The organism is Luteibacter sp. OK325, assembly GCF_003050935.1.
Lineage (GTDB): Bacteria > Pseudomonadota > Gammaproteobacteria > Xanthomonadales > Rhodanobacteraceae > Luteibacter.
Map to the genome: position 1 here is coordinate 61536 of NZ_QAOX01000004.1, position 16662 is coordinate 78197.

The 16662-nt window shown below is 63.5% G+C and carries 17 protein-coding genes; 10 read left to right on the top strand and 7 right to left on the bottom strand.

The window, feature by feature from the left end; genetic code table 11:
* Positions 1-67: 67 nt before the first annotated feature.
* Together dcd and apbC are read right to left on the bottom strand one after the other, a co-directional pair.
* Entirely contained in the window at positions 68-634 is a 567-nt protein-coding gene (dcd, locus tag C8J98_RS10280; protein ID WP_107913119.1) for a dCTP deaminase, read from the bottom strand.
* Between the two features lie 57 nt (positions 635-691).
* Positions 692-1777 (bottom strand): iron-sulfur cluster carrier protein ApbC, encoded by a 1086-nt coding sequence (gene apbC, locus C8J98_RS10285; RefSeq protein WP_107913120.1) that lies wholly within the window; start codon positions 1775-1777, stop codon positions 692-694.
* A gap of 164 nt (positions 1778-1941) precedes the next feature.
* On the opposite strand from apbC, the gene C8J98_RS10290 reads away from it, so the two are divergent.
* From C8J98_RS10290 to nth, 4 genes are all read left to right on the top strand, one after another.
* Complete coding sequence (locus C8J98_RS10290) at positions 1942-2394, top strand: DUF2147 domain-containing protein (protein WP_107913121.1); 453 nt, start codon at positions 1942-1944, stop codon at positions 2392-2394.
* Positions 2395-2644: 250 nt separating this feature from the next.
* Positions 2645-4753, top strand: coding sequence for a methionine--tRNA ligase (gene metG / locus C8J98_RS10295; RefSeq protein WP_107913122.1), 2109 nt, complete (start codon positions 2645-2647; stop codon positions 4751-4753).
* Positions 4754-4778: 25 nt separating this feature from the next.
* Positions 4779-5387, top strand: a complete 609-nt coding sequence (locus tag C8J98_RS10300) for an RnfABCDGE type electron transport complex subunit B (protein ID WP_107913123.1) — start codon at positions 4779-4781, stop codon at positions 5385-5387.
* The gene (gene nth / locus C8J98_RS10305; protein WP_199229877.1) at positions 5384-6022 is read left to right on the top strand and encodes an endonuclease III; all 639 of its coding nucleotides are present in this window, start codon (positions 5384-5386) and stop codon (positions 6020-6022) included. Before C8J98_RS10300 ends, nth begins: the two co-directional genes overlap by 4 nt.
* Before the next feature lie 158 nt (positions 6023-6180).
* On the opposite strand, the gene C8J98_RS10310 is transcribed toward nth, so the two are convergent.
* From C8J98_RS10310 to C8J98_RS10325, 4 genes are all read right to left on the bottom strand, one after another.
* A complete protein-coding gene (locus tag C8J98_RS10310; protein WP_107913124.1) occupies positions 6181-7698 on the bottom strand; it encodes a SulP family inorganic anion transporter in 1518 nt (505 codons plus the stop codon).
* Positions 7699-7713: 15 nt separating this feature from the next.
* Positions 7714-8403 (bottom strand): carbonic anhydrase, encoded by a 690-nt coding sequence (locus tag C8J98_RS10315; protein WP_107913125.1) that lies wholly within the window; start codon positions 8401-8403, stop codon positions 7714-7716.
* 132 nt (positions 8404-8535) lie between these two features.
* A complete protein-coding gene (locus tag C8J98_RS10320; RefSeq protein WP_107913126.1) occupies positions 8536-8889 on the bottom strand; it encodes a hypothetical protein in 354 nt (117 codons plus the stop codon).
* A gap of 260 nt (positions 8890-9149) precedes the next feature.
* Positions 9150-10535, bottom strand: a complete 1386-nt coding sequence (locus C8J98_RS10325) for a porin (protein WP_107913127.1) — start codon at positions 10533-10535, stop codon at positions 9150-9152.
* Between the two features lie 208 nt (positions 10536-10743).
* On the opposite strand from C8J98_RS10325, the gene rnt reads away from it, so the two are divergent.
* The 6 genes from rnt to phoU all read left to right on the top strand — a co-directional run bounded on the left by rnt (position 10744) and on the right by phoU (position 16136).
* Positions 10744-11403: a ribonuclease T gene (gene rnt / locus C8J98_RS10330; RefSeq protein ID WP_107913128.1), complete on the top strand. Its 660-nt coding sequence runs from the start codon at positions 10744-10746 to the stop codon at positions 11401-11403.
* 146 nt (positions 11404-11549) lie between these two features.
* Positions 11550-12566 (top strand): phosphate ABC transporter substrate-binding protein PstS, encoded by a 1017-nt coding sequence (gene pstS, locus C8J98_RS10335; protein ID WP_255417735.1) that lies wholly within the window; start codon positions 11550-11552, stop codon positions 12564-12566.
* Between the two features lie 114 nt (positions 12567-12680).
* Positions 12681-13712 carry a phosphate ABC transporter permease subunit PstC gene (gene pstC, locus C8J98_RS10340; RefSeq protein ID WP_107913129.1) on the top strand — a complete coding sequence of 344 codons (1032 nt, stop codon included), beginning with the start codon at positions 12681-12683 and terminating at the stop codon, positions 13710-13712.
* The gene (gene pstA / locus C8J98_RS10345) at positions 13712-14581 is read left to right on the top strand and encodes a phosphate ABC transporter permease PstA (RefSeq protein ID WP_107913130.1); all 870 of its coding nucleotides are present in this window, start codon (positions 13712-13714) and stop codon (positions 14579-14581) included. Before pstC ends, pstA begins: the two co-directional genes overlap by 1 nt.
* Before the next feature lie 82 nt (positions 14582-14663).
* Positions 14664-15407 carry a phosphate ABC transporter ATP-binding protein PstB gene (gene pstB, locus C8J98_RS10350; protein ID WP_233260206.1) on the top strand — a complete coding sequence of 248 codons (744 nt, stop codon included), beginning with the start codon at positions 14664-14666 and terminating at the stop codon, positions 15405-15407.
* A 21-nt stretch (positions 15408-15428) separates the two neighbouring features.
* On the top strand, positions 15429-16136 hold the full coding sequence (gene phoU / locus C8J98_RS10355) for a phosphate signaling complex protein PhoU (protein WP_107913132.1): 708 nt from the start codon (positions 15429-15431) through the stop codon (positions 16134-16136).
* A gap of 209 nt (positions 16137-16345) precedes the next feature.
* On the opposite strand, the gene sugE is transcribed toward phoU, so the two are convergent.
* On the bottom strand, positions 16346-16660 hold the full coding sequence (sugE, locus tag C8J98_RS10360; RefSeq protein ID WP_063571070.1) for a quaternary ammonium compound efflux SMR transporter SugE: 315 nt from the start codon (positions 16658-16660) through the stop codon (positions 16346-16348).
* Positions 16661-16662 lie beyond the last annotated feature (2 nt).

Sequence of the window (16662 nt, forward strand, 5' to 3'; positions counted from 1 at the left end):
GTAGGGCGTGGAAGGGGCGAGTTTAACCCGCGCCCGTGTCGGGCGCGTCTGCGACGTGAAGAGCCGTTCAGGTGCTCGGGAGCGTGACGCCGCGCTGTCCCTGGTACTTGCCACCGCGGTCGGCGTAAGAAACTTCGCATTCCTCGTCGGACTCGAGGAAAAGCATCTGGGCGACGCCCTCGTTAGCGTAGATCTTGGCGGGCAGCGGCGTGGTATTGGAGAACTCCAGCGTGACATGGCCCTCCCACTCCGGCTCCAGCGGCGTTACGTTGACGATGATGCCGCAGCGGGCATACGTGCTCTTGCCCAGGCAGATCGTGAGCACCTGACGCGGAATGCGGAAGTACTCAACGGTGCGCGCCAGTGCGAAGGAATTCGGCGGGATGATGCAGACATCCGAATGCACGTCGACGAAGCTGCGCTCATCGAAGGCTTTCGGATCCACGATGGTCGAGTTGATGTTCGTGAACACCTTGAATTCGGCGGCGCAGCGGACGTCGTAGCCGTAGCTCGAGGTGCCGTAGGACACCAGACGGTGGCCGTCGCGCTCCTTGACCTGGCCAGGGGCGAACGGCTCGATCATGCCGTGCTCCGCAGCCATGCGGCGGATCCACTTGTCGGACTTGATGCTCACTAACTGATCTCCCTCGCTGGAGCCGGAAAGGTATAGGAACGCCGTCGAACACGCTACTTACGTGTTCTGGATGACGATCTTGGGGAAGGAAATGGCCTTGTTGCGGGCCTGCAGCGACAGTCGGGCCGCGGTCGAGCGCGCAATAGCCCGGTAGCGGGCGGTCAGGTCGGAATCCGGGATGGCGGCCACGGTGGGCTTTCCCTCGTCCGACTGCTGGCGGATGCGGATATCCAGCGGCAGGTCGCCGAGGTAGGCGATACCGGCTTCCGCCGCCATGCGCGCCCCGCCACCCTGACCGAAGATGTGCTCTTCATGGCCGCAGTTCGAGCAGATGTGCGTCGCCATGTTCTCGACCACGCCGAGCACCGGCACCTCCACCTTGCGGAACATGCCCAGCGCCTTGCGGGCATCGAGTAGCGCGATGTCCTGCGGGGTGGTGACGATGACAGCACCGGAAACCGGCACTTTCTGCGAGAGCGTCAGCTGGATGTCACCGGTGCCCGGAGGCAGGTCGATGATCAGGTAATCGAGTTCTTCCCAGCGGGTGTCGGTCAGCAGCTGCATGAGTGCCTGGGTGACCATCGGGCCGCGCCAGATCATCGGCGTGTCCTCCTCGATCAGCACCCCGATGGACATGGCCTGCAGGCCATGGGCACGCATCGGCACGATGCTTTTACCGTCCGGCGAGCTCGGCTTGCCGGTGAGGCCAAGCATGCGCGGTTGGCTGGGGCCGTAGATGTCGGCATCCAGGATGCCTACCGTGGCGCCTTCGGCGACCAGGGCCAGCGCCAGGTTTACCGAGACAGTGGACTTACCCACCCCGCCCTTGCCTGAGGCGACGGCGATGATGTTCTTGACGCCCGGCAGGGGCGCCAGCTGGCCCTGAACCTTATGCGCGTGGACGCGCCACGTGACCGAGACGGCAGCCGTCTCGATGGCCGGATCGGCTTCCAGCGCAGCTTTCGCCTCGGCGGCAGCCCGCTCCACGTAGCCCACCGCGGGGTAACCGAGCTGGATGTCGACCGACACGCGGCTGCCGTCGACGCCCACGGCGCGGACCGCGGCGCTCAGGGCCTGGCCGGAATGAGGATCGATGACACGATCGAGCAGACCGCGTACGAGGGTTTCGGTGGGCTGGGTCATGGGGAGATTTGGGCAAAATCGGAGATCACCCATTATGCCAGTGCGTGCCCTCTCCCGCCGGGCTTGCCCATCGGGGCCGCCCTCTGGCGCGATGCAGCTTGACGCCCGCGATGGTCCTCGTCAGGCTCCGGCCATACCTGACCGTATGGGGAGTCCCGCAAGACATGAAGCCGCTGATCCGCGCCACCTTCGCCCTCGCCTTCGCCGCGAGCGCCCTCCCCGCCCTGGCTGCCAACGACACGCCGGTCGGCAAGTGGAAGACCATCGACGACGAAACCAAGCAAGTGAAGTCCATCGTGGAGATCACCGAAGAGGGTGGCCTGCTCCAGGGCAAGGTGCTCCAGGTACTCAAGCCGGACGACCCCAATGAGCCCCACCCTGTTTGCAAAAAATGCGACGGCGAGCGCAAGAACAAGCCCATCGAAGGCATGACCATCATGTGGGGCCTGAAGAAGGACGGCGACGAATGGTCCGGCGGCCAGATCCTGGATCCGGCCAAGGGCAAGATCTACAAGGTCACGCTCAAGCTCGAGGACAGCGGCAAGAAGCTCGACGTCCACGGCTACATCGGCTTCTCGCTGATGGGCCGCAGCCAGGAATGGGTGCGGGCCGAATAAGCCAGGCGTTCCACTCGTTGTAGGAGCCGATTCATCGGCGAACGGTGCTCGCGATAACTGTGGGAGCCGATTTATCGGCGATTAGGGGCTGCTGCATCTCCGCTCCGTTGGTTTCTCGCCGCTGAAGCGGCTCCCACATTGCCTCGATCGCCGCTGAAGCGGCTCCCACATTGCCTCGATCGCCGCTGAAGCGGCTCCCACATTACCCTCCATGCCATAATCCCCGGTCCATCAGCCGACCGCGCGAATCATGGCCCGCCGCATACTCGTAACGAACGCCCTCCCCTACGCGAATGGCCCGCTCCACCTGGGCCACATGCTCGGCTATATCCAGGCCGACATCTGGGCGGGTGCGCAGCGAATGCAGGGTAACGAGGTCTGGTATGTCGCCGGCGAAGACGCCCACGGCACCCCGATCATGCTCGCGGCCGAGAAAGTCGGTAAGACGCCCGAAGACTACATCGCGGACATCCGCGCGGGTCACGAAGCGGATTTCACTGACTTCCACTTCAGCTACGACCAGTACCACACGACGCATTCGCCGGAGAATCGCGAACTCGCGACTTCGATCTACACGCGCCTGCGCGACGCCGGTTATATCGCCCGCCGCGACATCCAGCAGCTATACGATCCCGAGCGCGACATGTTCCTGCCGGACCGCTACATCAAGGGCACCTGCCCGAACTGTGGCACGCCCGACCAGTACGGCGACAACTGCGAAAACTGCGGCGCCACTTATGCGCCCACCGACCTCATCAATCCCTATTCGGTGATGTCTGGTGCCACGCCCATCCTGCGCGACTCCGAGCACTACTTCTTCGAACTGGGCAAGTTCGAGCAGCTGCTGCGCGACTGGTTCGCCGGCAAGCTCACTGGCGGCAAATCTGTCGCCCACAGCAGCGTTTCGGCCAAGCTCGCCGAGTGGCTCGATGGCGGCCTGCGCGACTGGGATATCTCCCGCGACGCGCCCTACTTCGGCTTCCCGATTCCCGATGCGCCGGGCAAGTTCTTCTACGTCTGGCTCGATGCGCCGGTGGGTTATCTCGCCTCGTTCAAGGCCCTGTGCGACCGAACCGACCTGCGCTTCGACGACTTCCTCGGCCCTGACAGCACGGCTGAGATGCACCACTTCATCGGCAAGGACATCATCAACTTCCACGGCCTGTTCTGGCCAGCGATGTTGCATGGCGCGAAGATGCGCGTGCCGACGGCGCTGCACGTCAATGGTTACCTGACGGTAAACGGCGCGAAGATGTCGAAGTCGCGCGGCACCTTCATCCAGGCGCGAACCTACCTTGCATCGGGCCTGGATCCGGAAGCCCTGCGTTACTACTTCGCCACGATGCTCAGCGCCACGCCGGTCGACGTCGACCTCGACCTCAAGTCCTTCGAGGAGCGTGTCAACTCGCACCTGGTCGGCAAGTGGGCCAACATCGCCAGCCGCACCGCCGGGTTCCTGCACACGTATTTCGCCGGCAAACTGGCCGATGGTTTCGATGCCGAAGCCCAGGCGATCTGGCACGACCTCCTCGCGCAGTACGAAGGCATCGAAGCGGTCTACGAAGCGGACGACTTCGCCGAAGTGTCGCGCCGCTTCGTTGCCATGTCCGATGCCGTCAATGGGTATATCGCTGCCAAGGCGCCGTGGGTCATCGCCAAGGACGAAGCACGCCGTGACGAACTGCAGCAGGTCTGCTCGTTCGCGATCAACGCCTTCCGCCTGTTGTCCGGCCTGCTCAAGCCGATCCTGCCGACCACGGTCGCCGCTGCCGAGGCGTTCCTGGGTGCGCCGATCGGCGACTTCGCCGACGCGCGCCGCGAACTGCACGGCCATACCGTCAACGCGTTCTCCCCGCTGTTCGGCCGTCTCGATCCGAAGAAGATCGAAGCCATGGTCGAAGGATCGAAAGAATCGCTGACGCCTGCCGAGCAGGCCAAAGCCAATGCGCCAGCCGCCAAGAAACCGTTCAAGTCCAAAGAAGCCGCCAAGCCCATGACCGATACCGCTCCCGCCGCCGATACCGCCGCCACCATTTCGATCGACGACTTCGCCAAGCTCGACCTGCGCATCGGCAAGGTGCTGGCCTGCGAGTTCGTCGAAGGTTCCGACAAGCTCCTGCGCTTCGAGCTGGACGGCGGTCCGCTGGGCAAGCGCCAGATCTTCTCCGGTATCCGCGCCGCCTATGGCGAGCCGGAAACGCTGGTCGGTCGCAACGTGGTCTTCATCGCCAACCTCGCGCCGCGCAAGATGCGCTTCGGCTTGTCCGAAGGCATGATCCTTTCCGCGGGCGACGGTGGCGCGGACCTGTTCCTGCTCGATGCCGACCAGGGCGCGGCACCGGGCGCCACTGTCCGCTGATTCGCCGTTCGGCAACGCGCCAGCCATGACGCCAACGCTCGCCGACCGGATCGACGCACTGCTTCCGCAGACCCAATGCGAGCAGTGCGGCTTCCATGGGTGCCGCCCTTACGCGGACGCCATCGCCAAGGGCGAAGCAGGCATCGACCGTTGCCCTCCCGGTGGTCATGTCGGCATCGAGCGTCTTGCCGCCATGCTGGACCGCCCCGTCGTTCCGCTGGACACATCCCGCGGCATCGAGAAGCCGCGTACGCTGGCTCGCGTCGTCGAAGCGGATTGCATCGGTTGCACGAAGTGCATCCAGGCCTGCCCGGTCGACGCCATCGTTGGCGCAGCAAAGATGATGCACGCGGTAATCGACGACCTCTGCACGGGCTGCGAACTCTGCGTTCCCGCTTGTCCCGTCGACTGCATCACGCTGGACCCGATGCCGCTCGCACAGGCGGACGACCGCGGCCATGCCGATGCCGCGCGCATTCGCTTCGTGCGTCGTGAAGCGCGTCTCGGCCGCGAGCGCGCCGCACGCGAAGCACAACTTGCCACGAGCAAGACGGATGTCGCAGCCCCCACCGCGCGCAACGCCGTGCTCGAAGCCCTCGCGCGCGCCAAGGCGCGAAAAAAGGACAGCCCGTGAAGAAGGCCAATGTCGTCGAGATGTTCAGCCGTCTTCGCGAGCTGAATCCGCATCCGAAAACCGAACTCGAATACACCACCCCGTTCGAACTGCTCTCCGCCGTGGCGCTCTCGGCCCAGGCCACGGACGTCGGCGTGAACAAGGCCACGCGTAAGCTGTTCCCCGTGGCGAACACGGCACAGAAAATCCTCGATCTCGGCCTCGACAAGCTCAAGACCTATATCAGCAGCATCGGGCTCTACAACAACAAGGCGAAGAACCTCATCGCCATGAGCCAGATCCTGGTCGACCGCTACAACGGCGAGGTCCCGCAGTCACGCGAAGCCCTGGAAGAGCTGCCTGGCGTAGGAAGAAAAACCGCCAACGTCGTGCTCAACACCGCCTTCGGCCAGCCCACCATCGCGGTCGACACGCATATCTTCCGCGTCGCCAACCGCACCGGCCTGGCACCTGGGGCCGATGTGCGCAAGGTCGAGGACAAGCTGGAAAAGGTGATCCCCAAGGAATTCATCCAGGACGCACATCACTGGCTGATCCTGCACGGGCGCTACGTGTGCAAGGCGCGCAAACCGGAATGCCCGAACTGCGCGATCATCGATCTTTGTGCGTACAAGCAAAAAACAAAACCGGACTGAGGCCGGCTTGTCGATTCTTGTGGGAGCCGGCTATGCCGGCGATGTGGGAGCCGCTTCAGCGGCGATCCCGCGGCAGCGGCCAGGATGTCGCGAGCACCCATCGCCGCTGAAGCGGCTCCCACATATCGCCGATGAATCGGCTCCTACAACGGCTGGCGCTAGGCCGCTTGCCTGGAACCTTCAACGCGCCGGTTCAGCTCCTTCCAGTCGACCACCAGCTCGCAGCCGCGCTTGGACGCGTTCTGGCCCCATTCGCGCAGCAATTCCAGCGATGCCTGGTCCACGTGGTGAAGGCGATCCATCACCACACTCAGGCGCGTATTCGGCGGCACCGTTGCCAGCGTGCGCGCCATCCTAGGTACCTTCAGGAACGTGGCCGAGCCTTCGATGTGCAGCGTGGCGTTACCAGGCTCCTCATGATGTTCCACGTCCATACGCATTTTCGAAGAAAGCAGTGCAAGGCGGAACAGCGACAGGCCGAAGCCGACGATCACACCGGTGAGCAGATCGGTCGCGACGATAGCCACCGTGGTCGCCACATAGACCGCCGCGGTGCCCTTGCCGTAGGCGGCGAGATCCTTGATCTGCTTCGGGTTGACCATCTTCACGCCGGTATAGACGAGGATGCCGGCCAGGCATGACACGGGGGTCATCTGCATCAGCCACGGCAGCAGCATGACGAAGGCCAGCAACCAGGCACCGTGCATGATCGCCGCCATGCGGGTGGCCGAGCCAGCCTGCACATTCGCCGCGCTACGCACGATCACGCCGGTCATCGGCAAGGCACCAAGGACGCCGCAGATCATGTTACCCACGCCCTGGGCGGTCAATTCACGATCGTAGTTGGTGCGAGCACCGTTGTGCATGCGATCGACCGCCGCCGCTGAGAGCAACGTTTCCGCACTGGCGATGAAAGCGAACGTGACCGCTGCGACCAACAACGACGAGTCGAACAGGCCGAACAGGCTGCCCATGCTCGGCAGGGTCACCGCTGCGAACAGGTTGGCCGGAACATCCACACGCTTGACGTCGAAACCACCGAACTGCGCCGCCGCCGTCATGGCCACCACGGCGAGCAACGCGCCCGGAACGAAGCGCAACTTCGCAGGCCGCAATTTTTCCCAGAACAGCATGATCGCAATGGTGCCCAGCCCAATCATCAGGGCGGCAGGTGCCTGCCCTTCGGCCGCGCCCGTCACCGACTCCCACGCCGCGGCGGGGAGCGCGGCGAAGTTCTCCAGGCCGCGCGCCTTGGGAATGGCGTCGAGAAGTACATGCGACTGCGACGCCACGATGAGGATACCGATACCGGACAACATGCCGGCGACGACGGCCGGCGAGGTCATGCGAAACCACACACCCACCTTGCACAGGCCGGCGACGACCTGGATCAGGCCGGCCAGCAGCACGACGGGGCCGAGGGCGGCCACGCCGTGCTCACGCACCAGTTCGAAGACCAGGACCGCGAGGCCCGCCGCCGGCCCACTGACCTGCAGCGGCGAGCCGGCGATGGCGCCGACGATAAGACCACCAACGATGCCGGATATCAGCCCCGCGCTGGGCGGCATGCCCGACGCGATCGCGATACCCATGCACAACGGCAGGGCGACAAGAAAAACGACCACCGATCCGAGGAGGTCGCGGCCAAACAGGCCCTGGGAAAAATAAGCGCGCATGAAAAGCTTCCTGGGTTAAGCGGCAGACGCGATCGGCAGCGGGGTCGAGAAACGCGCGTGCGGGGTGGCATCCGGCACGTTCGAATCTTTCGAGTCCAGCGGACGGAAGCGTCCCTCGATCGGGTCGAAGGCGGTGATCTCCGTCTGCGCGATGTCGTAGATCCAGCCGTGGATACGCAGGCTGCCATTGGCCATGGCGGCCGCAACGGCCGGCAAGGTACGCATGTTTTCCAGCTGGCCCACGACGTTCTCCTCGGTGAGGTACCGCAGGCCTTCGGCGCCATGGATAGTCGGACGGTTCTTCTCGACCACATAGCGGGCGACATCGGCGTGCTTCAGCCACTGCTCGACGGACGGCTTGCCCTTGAGCGCGGCGGGATTCTGCAGGGCCTTCATCGCACCGCAGTCGGAATGGCCGCAGATGACGATGTGCTGCACGTTGAGTGCGGTGACCGCGTACTCGATGGCGGCGACGACGCCGCTCACATGCTGTGCATACGGGGGAACGATGTTCCCCACGTTGCGGTAGACGAAGAGGTCACCCGGCTGAGCGTTGAACATCAGCTCCGGCATGATGCGCGAGTCCGCGCAGGTGATGAACATGGTGTGCGGGGTCTGGCCCGAAGCAAGGCGCGCGAACAGTTCGCGGTGCTCCGAGGTCATGTCACGACGAAACTCTTCAAAACCCTGGATGAGACGTTCCATGGCAATTCTCTCTCTTTAGCGAGGATAAGGGGGCGAGCGCGCACGCTCGCTGGCGGCCGACTCATGTCGGCACGCGGGGGGAAAGGGGTTCGGTGTTACGAGGCGCACGCTGGATGCGCACGCGGCCTTCGATCAGGCGATGGGAGGACGCAGGTCGAGGCTGGGGTGATGCGCGTGCGGGGCCGGAACCACATGGAGATGGCCGGCGGCGACAAGGCGCGGCACGCTCATGGCGTGCTCGGTAGGCACGTCGAAGGTGTCATCGAGGCCGCCGCTGTTGTCTTCGAGCGACGGCAAGGTGTCATCTTCGGTCGACTGGGAGCCATCGTCGGCCACCAGTGCCGCGACATACCCGGCGACACTGTCGTGGCCCGTGTCGCGGTCGCAAGGTACGGCCTGGACACCCATGCAAGCGACGAACAACGCGATGAACACGAAGAACGTGCTCGCGAAGCGGCGCAGGGAGGATGTCGTTGACGTAACCATGTCGCCGAACCTACGCGAGGCATTGTGACAATCGCAAGTGCGGCGACGCAGCAAATTCAGACTTCTGCCTATTGCAATCCTGAAGGCATTGGGCCGCAAGGGGTTGCACCGCTTCCCGGAGGAGAACACGGCGTCCGCGATTCAGGAAATAGACGTCCAGACGGATCACACGTCTCTGAGACGATTCGCAGACAAAAGAAAACGGCGGGCTCGCGCCCGCCGTTTGATCGTCCTTGAGGAGAACTCCGTTCCGATGCTCGTTAGAAGGTCAGCATGCCCCAGAAACCCACTTCGTCGGTCTTGTAGTGGTACGGGGTTGCGAACGGGCCGTCCAGCTTGTTGTGCTTATAGACGAGCGCCAGCTTCAGGTTCTTCAGCACGTCGTACGAGACGCCGGCGTTGTAGTACTTGTCCTTGATCTTCTCTTCGACCTGGACGAGGTTGTTGTACTTGTAATCGAGGTTGTCGTAGCGAGCGAAGACAGCCCACTGGTCGTAGAAGTGCCAGTCAGCCCACGCCGAGTAACCGTCGGCCTTGTCCTTGGTCGTGCCCGCCGCAGCGCCCACGCCCGGACCGGTGCCGGCGTACTTCAGGATGTCGTCCCAGTTCTGCGAGTGGAAATACTCCACACCCGCGCCGAAGTTCGAGTCACGCCAGGCAACGAGCGCGTCGCCGCGGGTCGCCGTGCGGGTCGGAGCACCACCTTCGGTTTCGTTGCCGCGCTTGCCGGAGTAACCACCGACGGCGATGACCATCTGCTCGATCGGCGAGTAGCCGAAGCGGGCTTCCGTATCGACGCTCTTCGAGCGGCTCAGGTTGCGGTAACCACGGCCGTTGACCACGGACACCTGGTAGTTGACCGAGTTGTCGCCGGTCGTCGCGCCCAGGGCGTGGACACCCCAATCGGACGAGTTGCCGAAGGCGCCAACGCCGCCGGCGGTTGCGGTACCACCGCTACGACCACCTTCGAACGAACGGTCGGTGATGGTGTTCTCGACATAGCGGTAGCCGTACCACTTCTCGACGAACGGGATCCAGGGCATGTCGGCCGCACCGAAGCGGACCGTGAAGAGCGGATCGAACTTGCCCTGCACGTAGGCCTTCTTCACGAACAGGCTGGTGGACGCAATCGCCGACTGGTAGCTGAAGTCGGTGGTCAGGTTGGCCGACCAGGTGTCGTTGAACTTGTGGTCGACGGTCAGGTAGAAGCGCTTGACGTCGAAGCCGGTGCCGTTCGTGGAACCGTGGCCGTCCTTCTTGGCCGAGCTGTTGATGCCCGTCGCTTCCTTGTGGTCCTGGTTGGTCGCATCGAAGAACATCGTGCCGCCGATCTTCGTGTTGTCGACGATCTTGTTCAGCGCATCGAGCTTCTTCGAGAGGTCTTCGGTCGGCTTGGTAGCAGCAACCTGGACGTCATTGACGGCCTTGGCCGTCTCGACCTGCGCGTCAGCCTGGGCTTCCTGCTTGGACTGCAGGTCGGCGACCTGGGCCTGGAGCGCGGCCAGCTGCGCCTGCAGCTGCTGAAGGGTGGCGGCGTCGACCGTGACACGAGCCGGCGGCTGCGACTTGGAAGTCGCGGCGATGGCCGAGAAGCTCGTCACGCCCAGACCGGCAGCGATGGCCACCGTGAGCAACTTGGAACGCATGGGATTTCTCCGCTAGGTATGGATTAAGTGTTTTCCCCTGTCCCCCTCCTGAGATCTTTCTGTCCGAAAAACCTCAAGCGGGGCCAACGGCGCGAAGGATGAGCCGTGGCCTTTACCGTTCCATGCCTTTTTTGTTACAGAACGACGACACGAGTACATCCGCTTAACGCGAGCGCCTCATAAGGCCCCGGGCTGATATCCTTCGCGTATGGATACGACGAGTAACAGCACCGCTACGGCGATCGCCGGGCGGTTCAGGGGCTTCCTTCCCGTGATCGTGGATGTCGAGACCGGTGGTTTCGACTCCGAACGGGACGCGCTCCTGGAAATCGCCGTGGTCGCGGTAAAGATGGAGCCTTCGGGCCTTCTTGTGCCCCAGCCGGCGGTGGCGGCGAACGTGGAACCCTTTCCGGGCGCCAATATCGACCCCCGCTCCCTGGAAGTGACCGGCATCGACCCCGACCACCCGTTTCGTGGTGCCCTGCCCGAGCGCCAGGCGCTGGACCACATCTTCAATGCGGTGCGTGAGGCGGTGAAGGCCGCTGAGTGCCAGCGCGCCGTGCTGGTCGGCCATAACGCGGCCTTCGACCTCGCCTTCCTTAATGCGGCGGTGCGCCGGGTGGGCCACAAGCGCAACCCGTTCCACCCCTTCAGCTGCTTCGACACCGCCACCCTCGGCGGCCTGGCCTACGGCCAGACCGTGCTGAGCAAGGCCGTGATCGCCGCCGGGCTCGCCTTCGACACCCGCGAAGCCCATTCGGCCATTTACGACGCCGAGCGCACCGCTGAGCTGTTCTGCGAAATCGTGAACCGCTGGCGCCGGCTGGAGCTCTTCGAGCGCGACCAGGCGACCCCGATCGCCGTTTGAGGCGTTTCGTAAGTTCCTGAATATGACAGCAAAAAGGCGGCTGTCATCGCGTTGAAACATTCAGTACGTCTCATTGCAACACGGCAGGGCTGGAATACAGCCCCGGGCGGGCTTCGCCTGACACTCATTCTTCCGAGGACTACACCGTGTTCACTCGTAAACTCTGCATCGCCGCGTTGGTTGCTGCTTCGCTGTTCGGCATGTCCGCGCAGGCCACCGACATCACGGGCGCCGGCTCGAGCTTCGTTTACCCCGTTCTGTCGAAGTGGTCCGCCACGTACGCCGAGAAGACCGGCAACAAGCTGAACTACCAGTCCGTCGGCTCGGGCGCCGGTATCGCCCAGATCAAGGAAGGCACCATCGACTTCGGCGCCTCCGACGCTCCGATGAGCGCCGAAGACCTCACCAAGTTCGGCCTGGGCCAGTTCCCCTCGGTCGTCGGTGGCATCGTGCCGGTCGTCAACCTGCAGGGTATCGCTGCCGGCCAGCTCAAGCTGGACGGCAAGATCCTCGCCGACATCTACCTGGGCAAGGTCGCCCGCTGGAGCGATCCGGCCATCGCCGCCCTGAACCCGGGCGTGAAGATTCCCGATGTGAAGATCACCGTCGTGCATCGCTCGGATGGTTCGGGCACCTCGTTCAACTTCACCAACTACCTTTCGAAGGTCAGCCCGGAGTGGGCGTCGAAGGTGAAGTTCGGCACGGCCGTCGAATGGCCGGCCGGCGTGGGCGGCAAGGGTAACGAAGGCGTCTCGCAGTACGTTCGCCAGATCCCGGGCTCGATCGGTTACGTCGAATACGCCTACGCGAAGAAGAACGCCATCTCCTACGCGCAGATGCAGAACGCTGCCGGCAAGTGGGTCGAGCCGAGCGCCGAGACCTTTGCCGCCGCCGCGGCCACGGCCGACTGGAAGTCGGCCAAGGACTTCAACCTGATCATGACCAATGCCCCGGGCGACCAGGCATGGCCGATCACGGCGACGACCTGGATCATCATGTACAAGAAGTCCAAGAATGCCTCGCACACCAAGGTGGCTTTCGACTTCTTCAAGTGGTCGCTTGAGAACGGCCAGCCGCAGGCTGCCTCGCTCGACTACGTCCCCCTGCCGGCGCCGCTGGTCCAGCAGATCGAAGCCTACTGGGCTGCCGAGTACAAGAACTGATCCTTCTCGACAGGCCGGCTGACATATAAGCGGGCCAGAGTAGGAAACCGGGTTGCCGCTCCCTCGGGAGCGGTGACCCACAACTTTGCATAGGCCCGGGGAAACGCACTCATCATGCATGCGACCGTCAGCAGCAACGTTCCCACCACCGCACGTGCGGAGGAAGCGGCACGCAACGCGAGGGACACGCGCAATGACCGCCTGTTCGCCGGGCTGCTCAAGGCCTGCGCACTGCTCGTCCTGATTGCCCTGATCGGCGCCGCGACGTCCACCCTGTGGCTGGGTCGTGATGCGTTCGCCACCTTCGGCTGGGGTTTCCTTACCAGTTCCGCGTGGGATCCGACCAACAACCAGTACGGCGCGCTCGTGCCGGTCATGGGCACCGTGCTCACCGCGCTCATCGCGCTGGTTTTCGCCGTGCCGGTCAGCTTCGGCATCGCCCTCTTCCTTACCGAGATCGCACCCAACTGGTTGCGCGGTCCGGTCAGCTCCGCTATCGAACTGCTCGCCGGCATCCCGTCGATCATCTACGGCATGTGGGGCCTCTTCATCTTCGCTCCGTTCGTGGCCACCACGATCAAGCCGTGGCTGATGAACCACTTCAGCGCGGACCCGCCGGATGGCCAGGTTTCGTGGCTGGTGCAGCACGTGCCGTTCATCGCGAAGTTCTTCTCCAGCGAATACCCGTTCTTCGGCGCCGGCATTTTCACCGCAGGCCTGGTGCTCGCGGTGATGATCATCCCGTTCATTTCTTCGGTGATGCGCGAAGTGTTCCAGACCGTACCGACCCGTCTGAAGGAATCCGCGTACGCGCTGGGCTCCAGCACGTGGGAAGTGGTCTGGGACATCGTCGTGCCCTACACCCGCACGGCCGTGATCGGCGGGATTTTCCTCGGCCTGGGCCGCGCGCTCGGCGAGACGATGGCGGTCGCCTTCGTCATAGGTAATACCTTCAAGTTCACGCCGTCGATTCTCGAAACCGGCAGCACCATCGCATCGACCATCGCCAACCAGTTCGGTGAAGCCGAGGGCCTGCAGAAGTCGGCGCTCATGGCGATCGCGTTCCTGCTCTTCGTGGTGACCTTCATCGTGCTGCTGATCGCTCGCCTCATGCTCCGCCGCCTGGCGACGAAGGAGGGCTCCTGATGTCCGCCTCGCTGTATACAACGCGCCGCATCAAGAACGTCCTGGCCATGATCCTCAGCGTGGCCGCCACCGGCATCGGCCTGCTCTTCCTGGCCTGGATCCTGTGGGAGACGCTCAGCCAGGGCATTGCCGGCCTCAAGCCTGCCCTGTTCACCAAGATCACCGCGTACCGCGAGGAAGGCGGCCTGGCCAATGCGATGGTCGGCAGCCTGATCCTCAACGTGATCGGTATTCTCATCGCCACGCCGATCGGCGTGATGGCGGGTACATGGCTGGCTGAGTATTCACGCCGCTCGCGGCTCGGGCCCACCATCCGCTTTCTCAACGACATCCTGCTGTCGGCGCCGTCGATCGTGTTGGGCCTGTTCGTCTATACGATCATCGTGCTGCCCTCGCAGTGGCTGACGAATGGCGACGTGACGTTCTCCGGCATCGCCGGCGGTATCGCGCTGGCCCTGATCGCCCTGCCCGTCATCGTCCGCACCACCGACGAGATGCTGCGGCTGGTGCCCGGTACGCTGCGCGAAGCCGCACTGTCGCTCGGTGTGCCGCAGTGGAAGCTCACGGTGCAGATCCTGATCCGCGCCGCGCGTTCGGGCATCGTCACCGGTGTGCTGCTGGCCCTTGCACGCATCAGCGGTGAGACCGCGCCGCTGCTGCTCACGGCCTTCGGCAACAACTTCATGACATTCAATCCGCTCGACAAGATGCCGAGCCTGCCCCAGGTCATTTACGACTACACGAAGGACCCGAGCCCGGACATCAATACCCTCGCCTGGGCCGGCGCGTTCGTCCTGACCATGTTCGTGCTGGCGCTCAGCCTCGTCGCCCGCTTTGTATTCTCGCGCTCCAAGGTGTCCCATGACTAACATGAACGAAGTCGCCTCCAAGCCGGGTTTCGGAACCTCGCCGCATGAGTCGGGCGTCGATCTCGGCCAGGTGCCGGCGAAGATGACCGTGCGCGACCTCAACTTCCATTACGGCGAATTCCACGCGCTGAAAAGCATCGCGATGGATGTGCCGGAGAAGAAGGTCACCGCCATCATTGGTCCGTCCGGCTGCGGCAAGTCCACCCTGCTGCGCATCTTCAACCGTATCTATGCGATCTATCCGAGCCTGCGCGCCAGCGGCGAGATCGTACTCGACGGCGAGAACATCCTCGACCCGAAGTACTCGCTCAATCGCCTGCGCAGCAAGGTCGGCATGGTGTTCCAGAAGCCGGTGCCGTTCCCGATGACCATTTTCGAGAACGTGGCTTACGGCATTCGCCACCACGAGAAGCTCAACCGCACGGACATGGAAGGCCGCGTGGAACAGGCCCTGCGTGGCGCCGCGCTTTGGGATGAAGTCAAGGACAAGCTCAAGCAGAGCGCGCTAGGTCTCTCCGGCGGTCAGCAGCAGCGTCTGTGCATCGCGCGCGGTATCGCGCTGAAGCCGGAAGTGCTCCTGCTCGATGAGCCGACCTCGGCGCTCGACCCGATCGCCACGAGCCGTATCGAGCAGCTGGTGGAAGAGCTCAAGAGCCAGTTCACCATCGTCATCGTCACCCACAACATGCAGCAGGCCGCACGCTGCTCGGATATGACCGCCTTCATGTACATGGGTGAGCTGATCGAGTTCGACCGGACCGAGAAGATCTTCACCAAGCCGAACAAAAAGCAGACCGAAGATTACATTACCGGCCGTTTCGGCTAAGCCCCCCATTCGAGGCATGCGATGAACACTCCGCACCAGCACATCATCAAGAGCTATGACGACGAACTGAAGCGCCTCACCGGCGAAATCGTCAAGATGGGCGAGCTCGCCGTTGCCCAGCTCGAAGCCGCCATCGACGTGGTCCAGCGTCGTGACGAGCGCGCCGCCCAGCGCGTCGTCGACAACGACGAAGCCATCGACGCGCTCGAGCAGGAAATCAGCCAGGACGTCGTCCGCCTGCTCGCCCTGCGCGCACCGATCGCCGGCGATCTTCGCAACGTGTTCGCCGCGCTGCGTATTGCCGCGGATATCGAGCGCATTGGCGACTATGCCGCCAACGTGGCGAAGCGTTCCATTCCGCTCAGCCGCGTGGCGCCGATCGCCGTTGTCGGTGGCTTGGCGAATCTCGCCGAGCTCGCTATAGAAGAGCTGCGCGATGTGCTCAAGGCGTACCACGAGCAGGACGCCGAGGCCGCTTACGAGGTGTGGAAAGCCGACGCGCGCCTGGATGAGGAATACACCCTGGTCTTCCGCGCCCTGCTTACCTACATGATGGAAGATCCGCGCAACATCACGCCGTGCACCCACCTGTTGTTCATGGCGAAGAACATCGAACGCATTGGTGACCATGCGACGAACATCGCCGAGAACGTGTGGTTCGTGGTGAATGGCGAGCCGTTGGTGGCGCCGCGGGTCAAGAAGGATACGACGGCCAATCCGGAGTTTTGATTGGCTGGCGGGTGCCTTGATCACCCGTGGGTTTACGCGAGCACCTTTCGCCGATGAATCGGCTCCCACATACAGCCGAAATGTGGGAGCCGGCTATGCCGGCGATGCTCCGTGTAGGAGCCGATTCATCGGCGATGCTCCATGTAGGAGCCGATTCATCGGCGATGCTCCGAGTAGGAGCCGCTTCAGCGGCGATGCTCTTGCCAGGCTCAAGCAGTCAGCTTCAACCCCAGAATCCCCACCACGATCAACCCAACGCAAAGCAGTCGCAACGGCTGCGCGGACTCACCGAACAGGATGATCCCGAGCGTAACGGCACCGACCGCGCCAATGCCGGTCCATACCGCGTAAGCGGTACCCAGAGGTAGTTTCTTAGTCGCATACGCCAGCAACACGATGCTGATAAGCATGGCGGTGCCCGTCAGTACGCTGGGAATGAGCTTCGTAAAGCCCTCGGTGTATTTCAGGCCAACGGCCCAGGCGATCTCGAACAGACCCGCCAGAACAAGCACGAACCAGTACATGG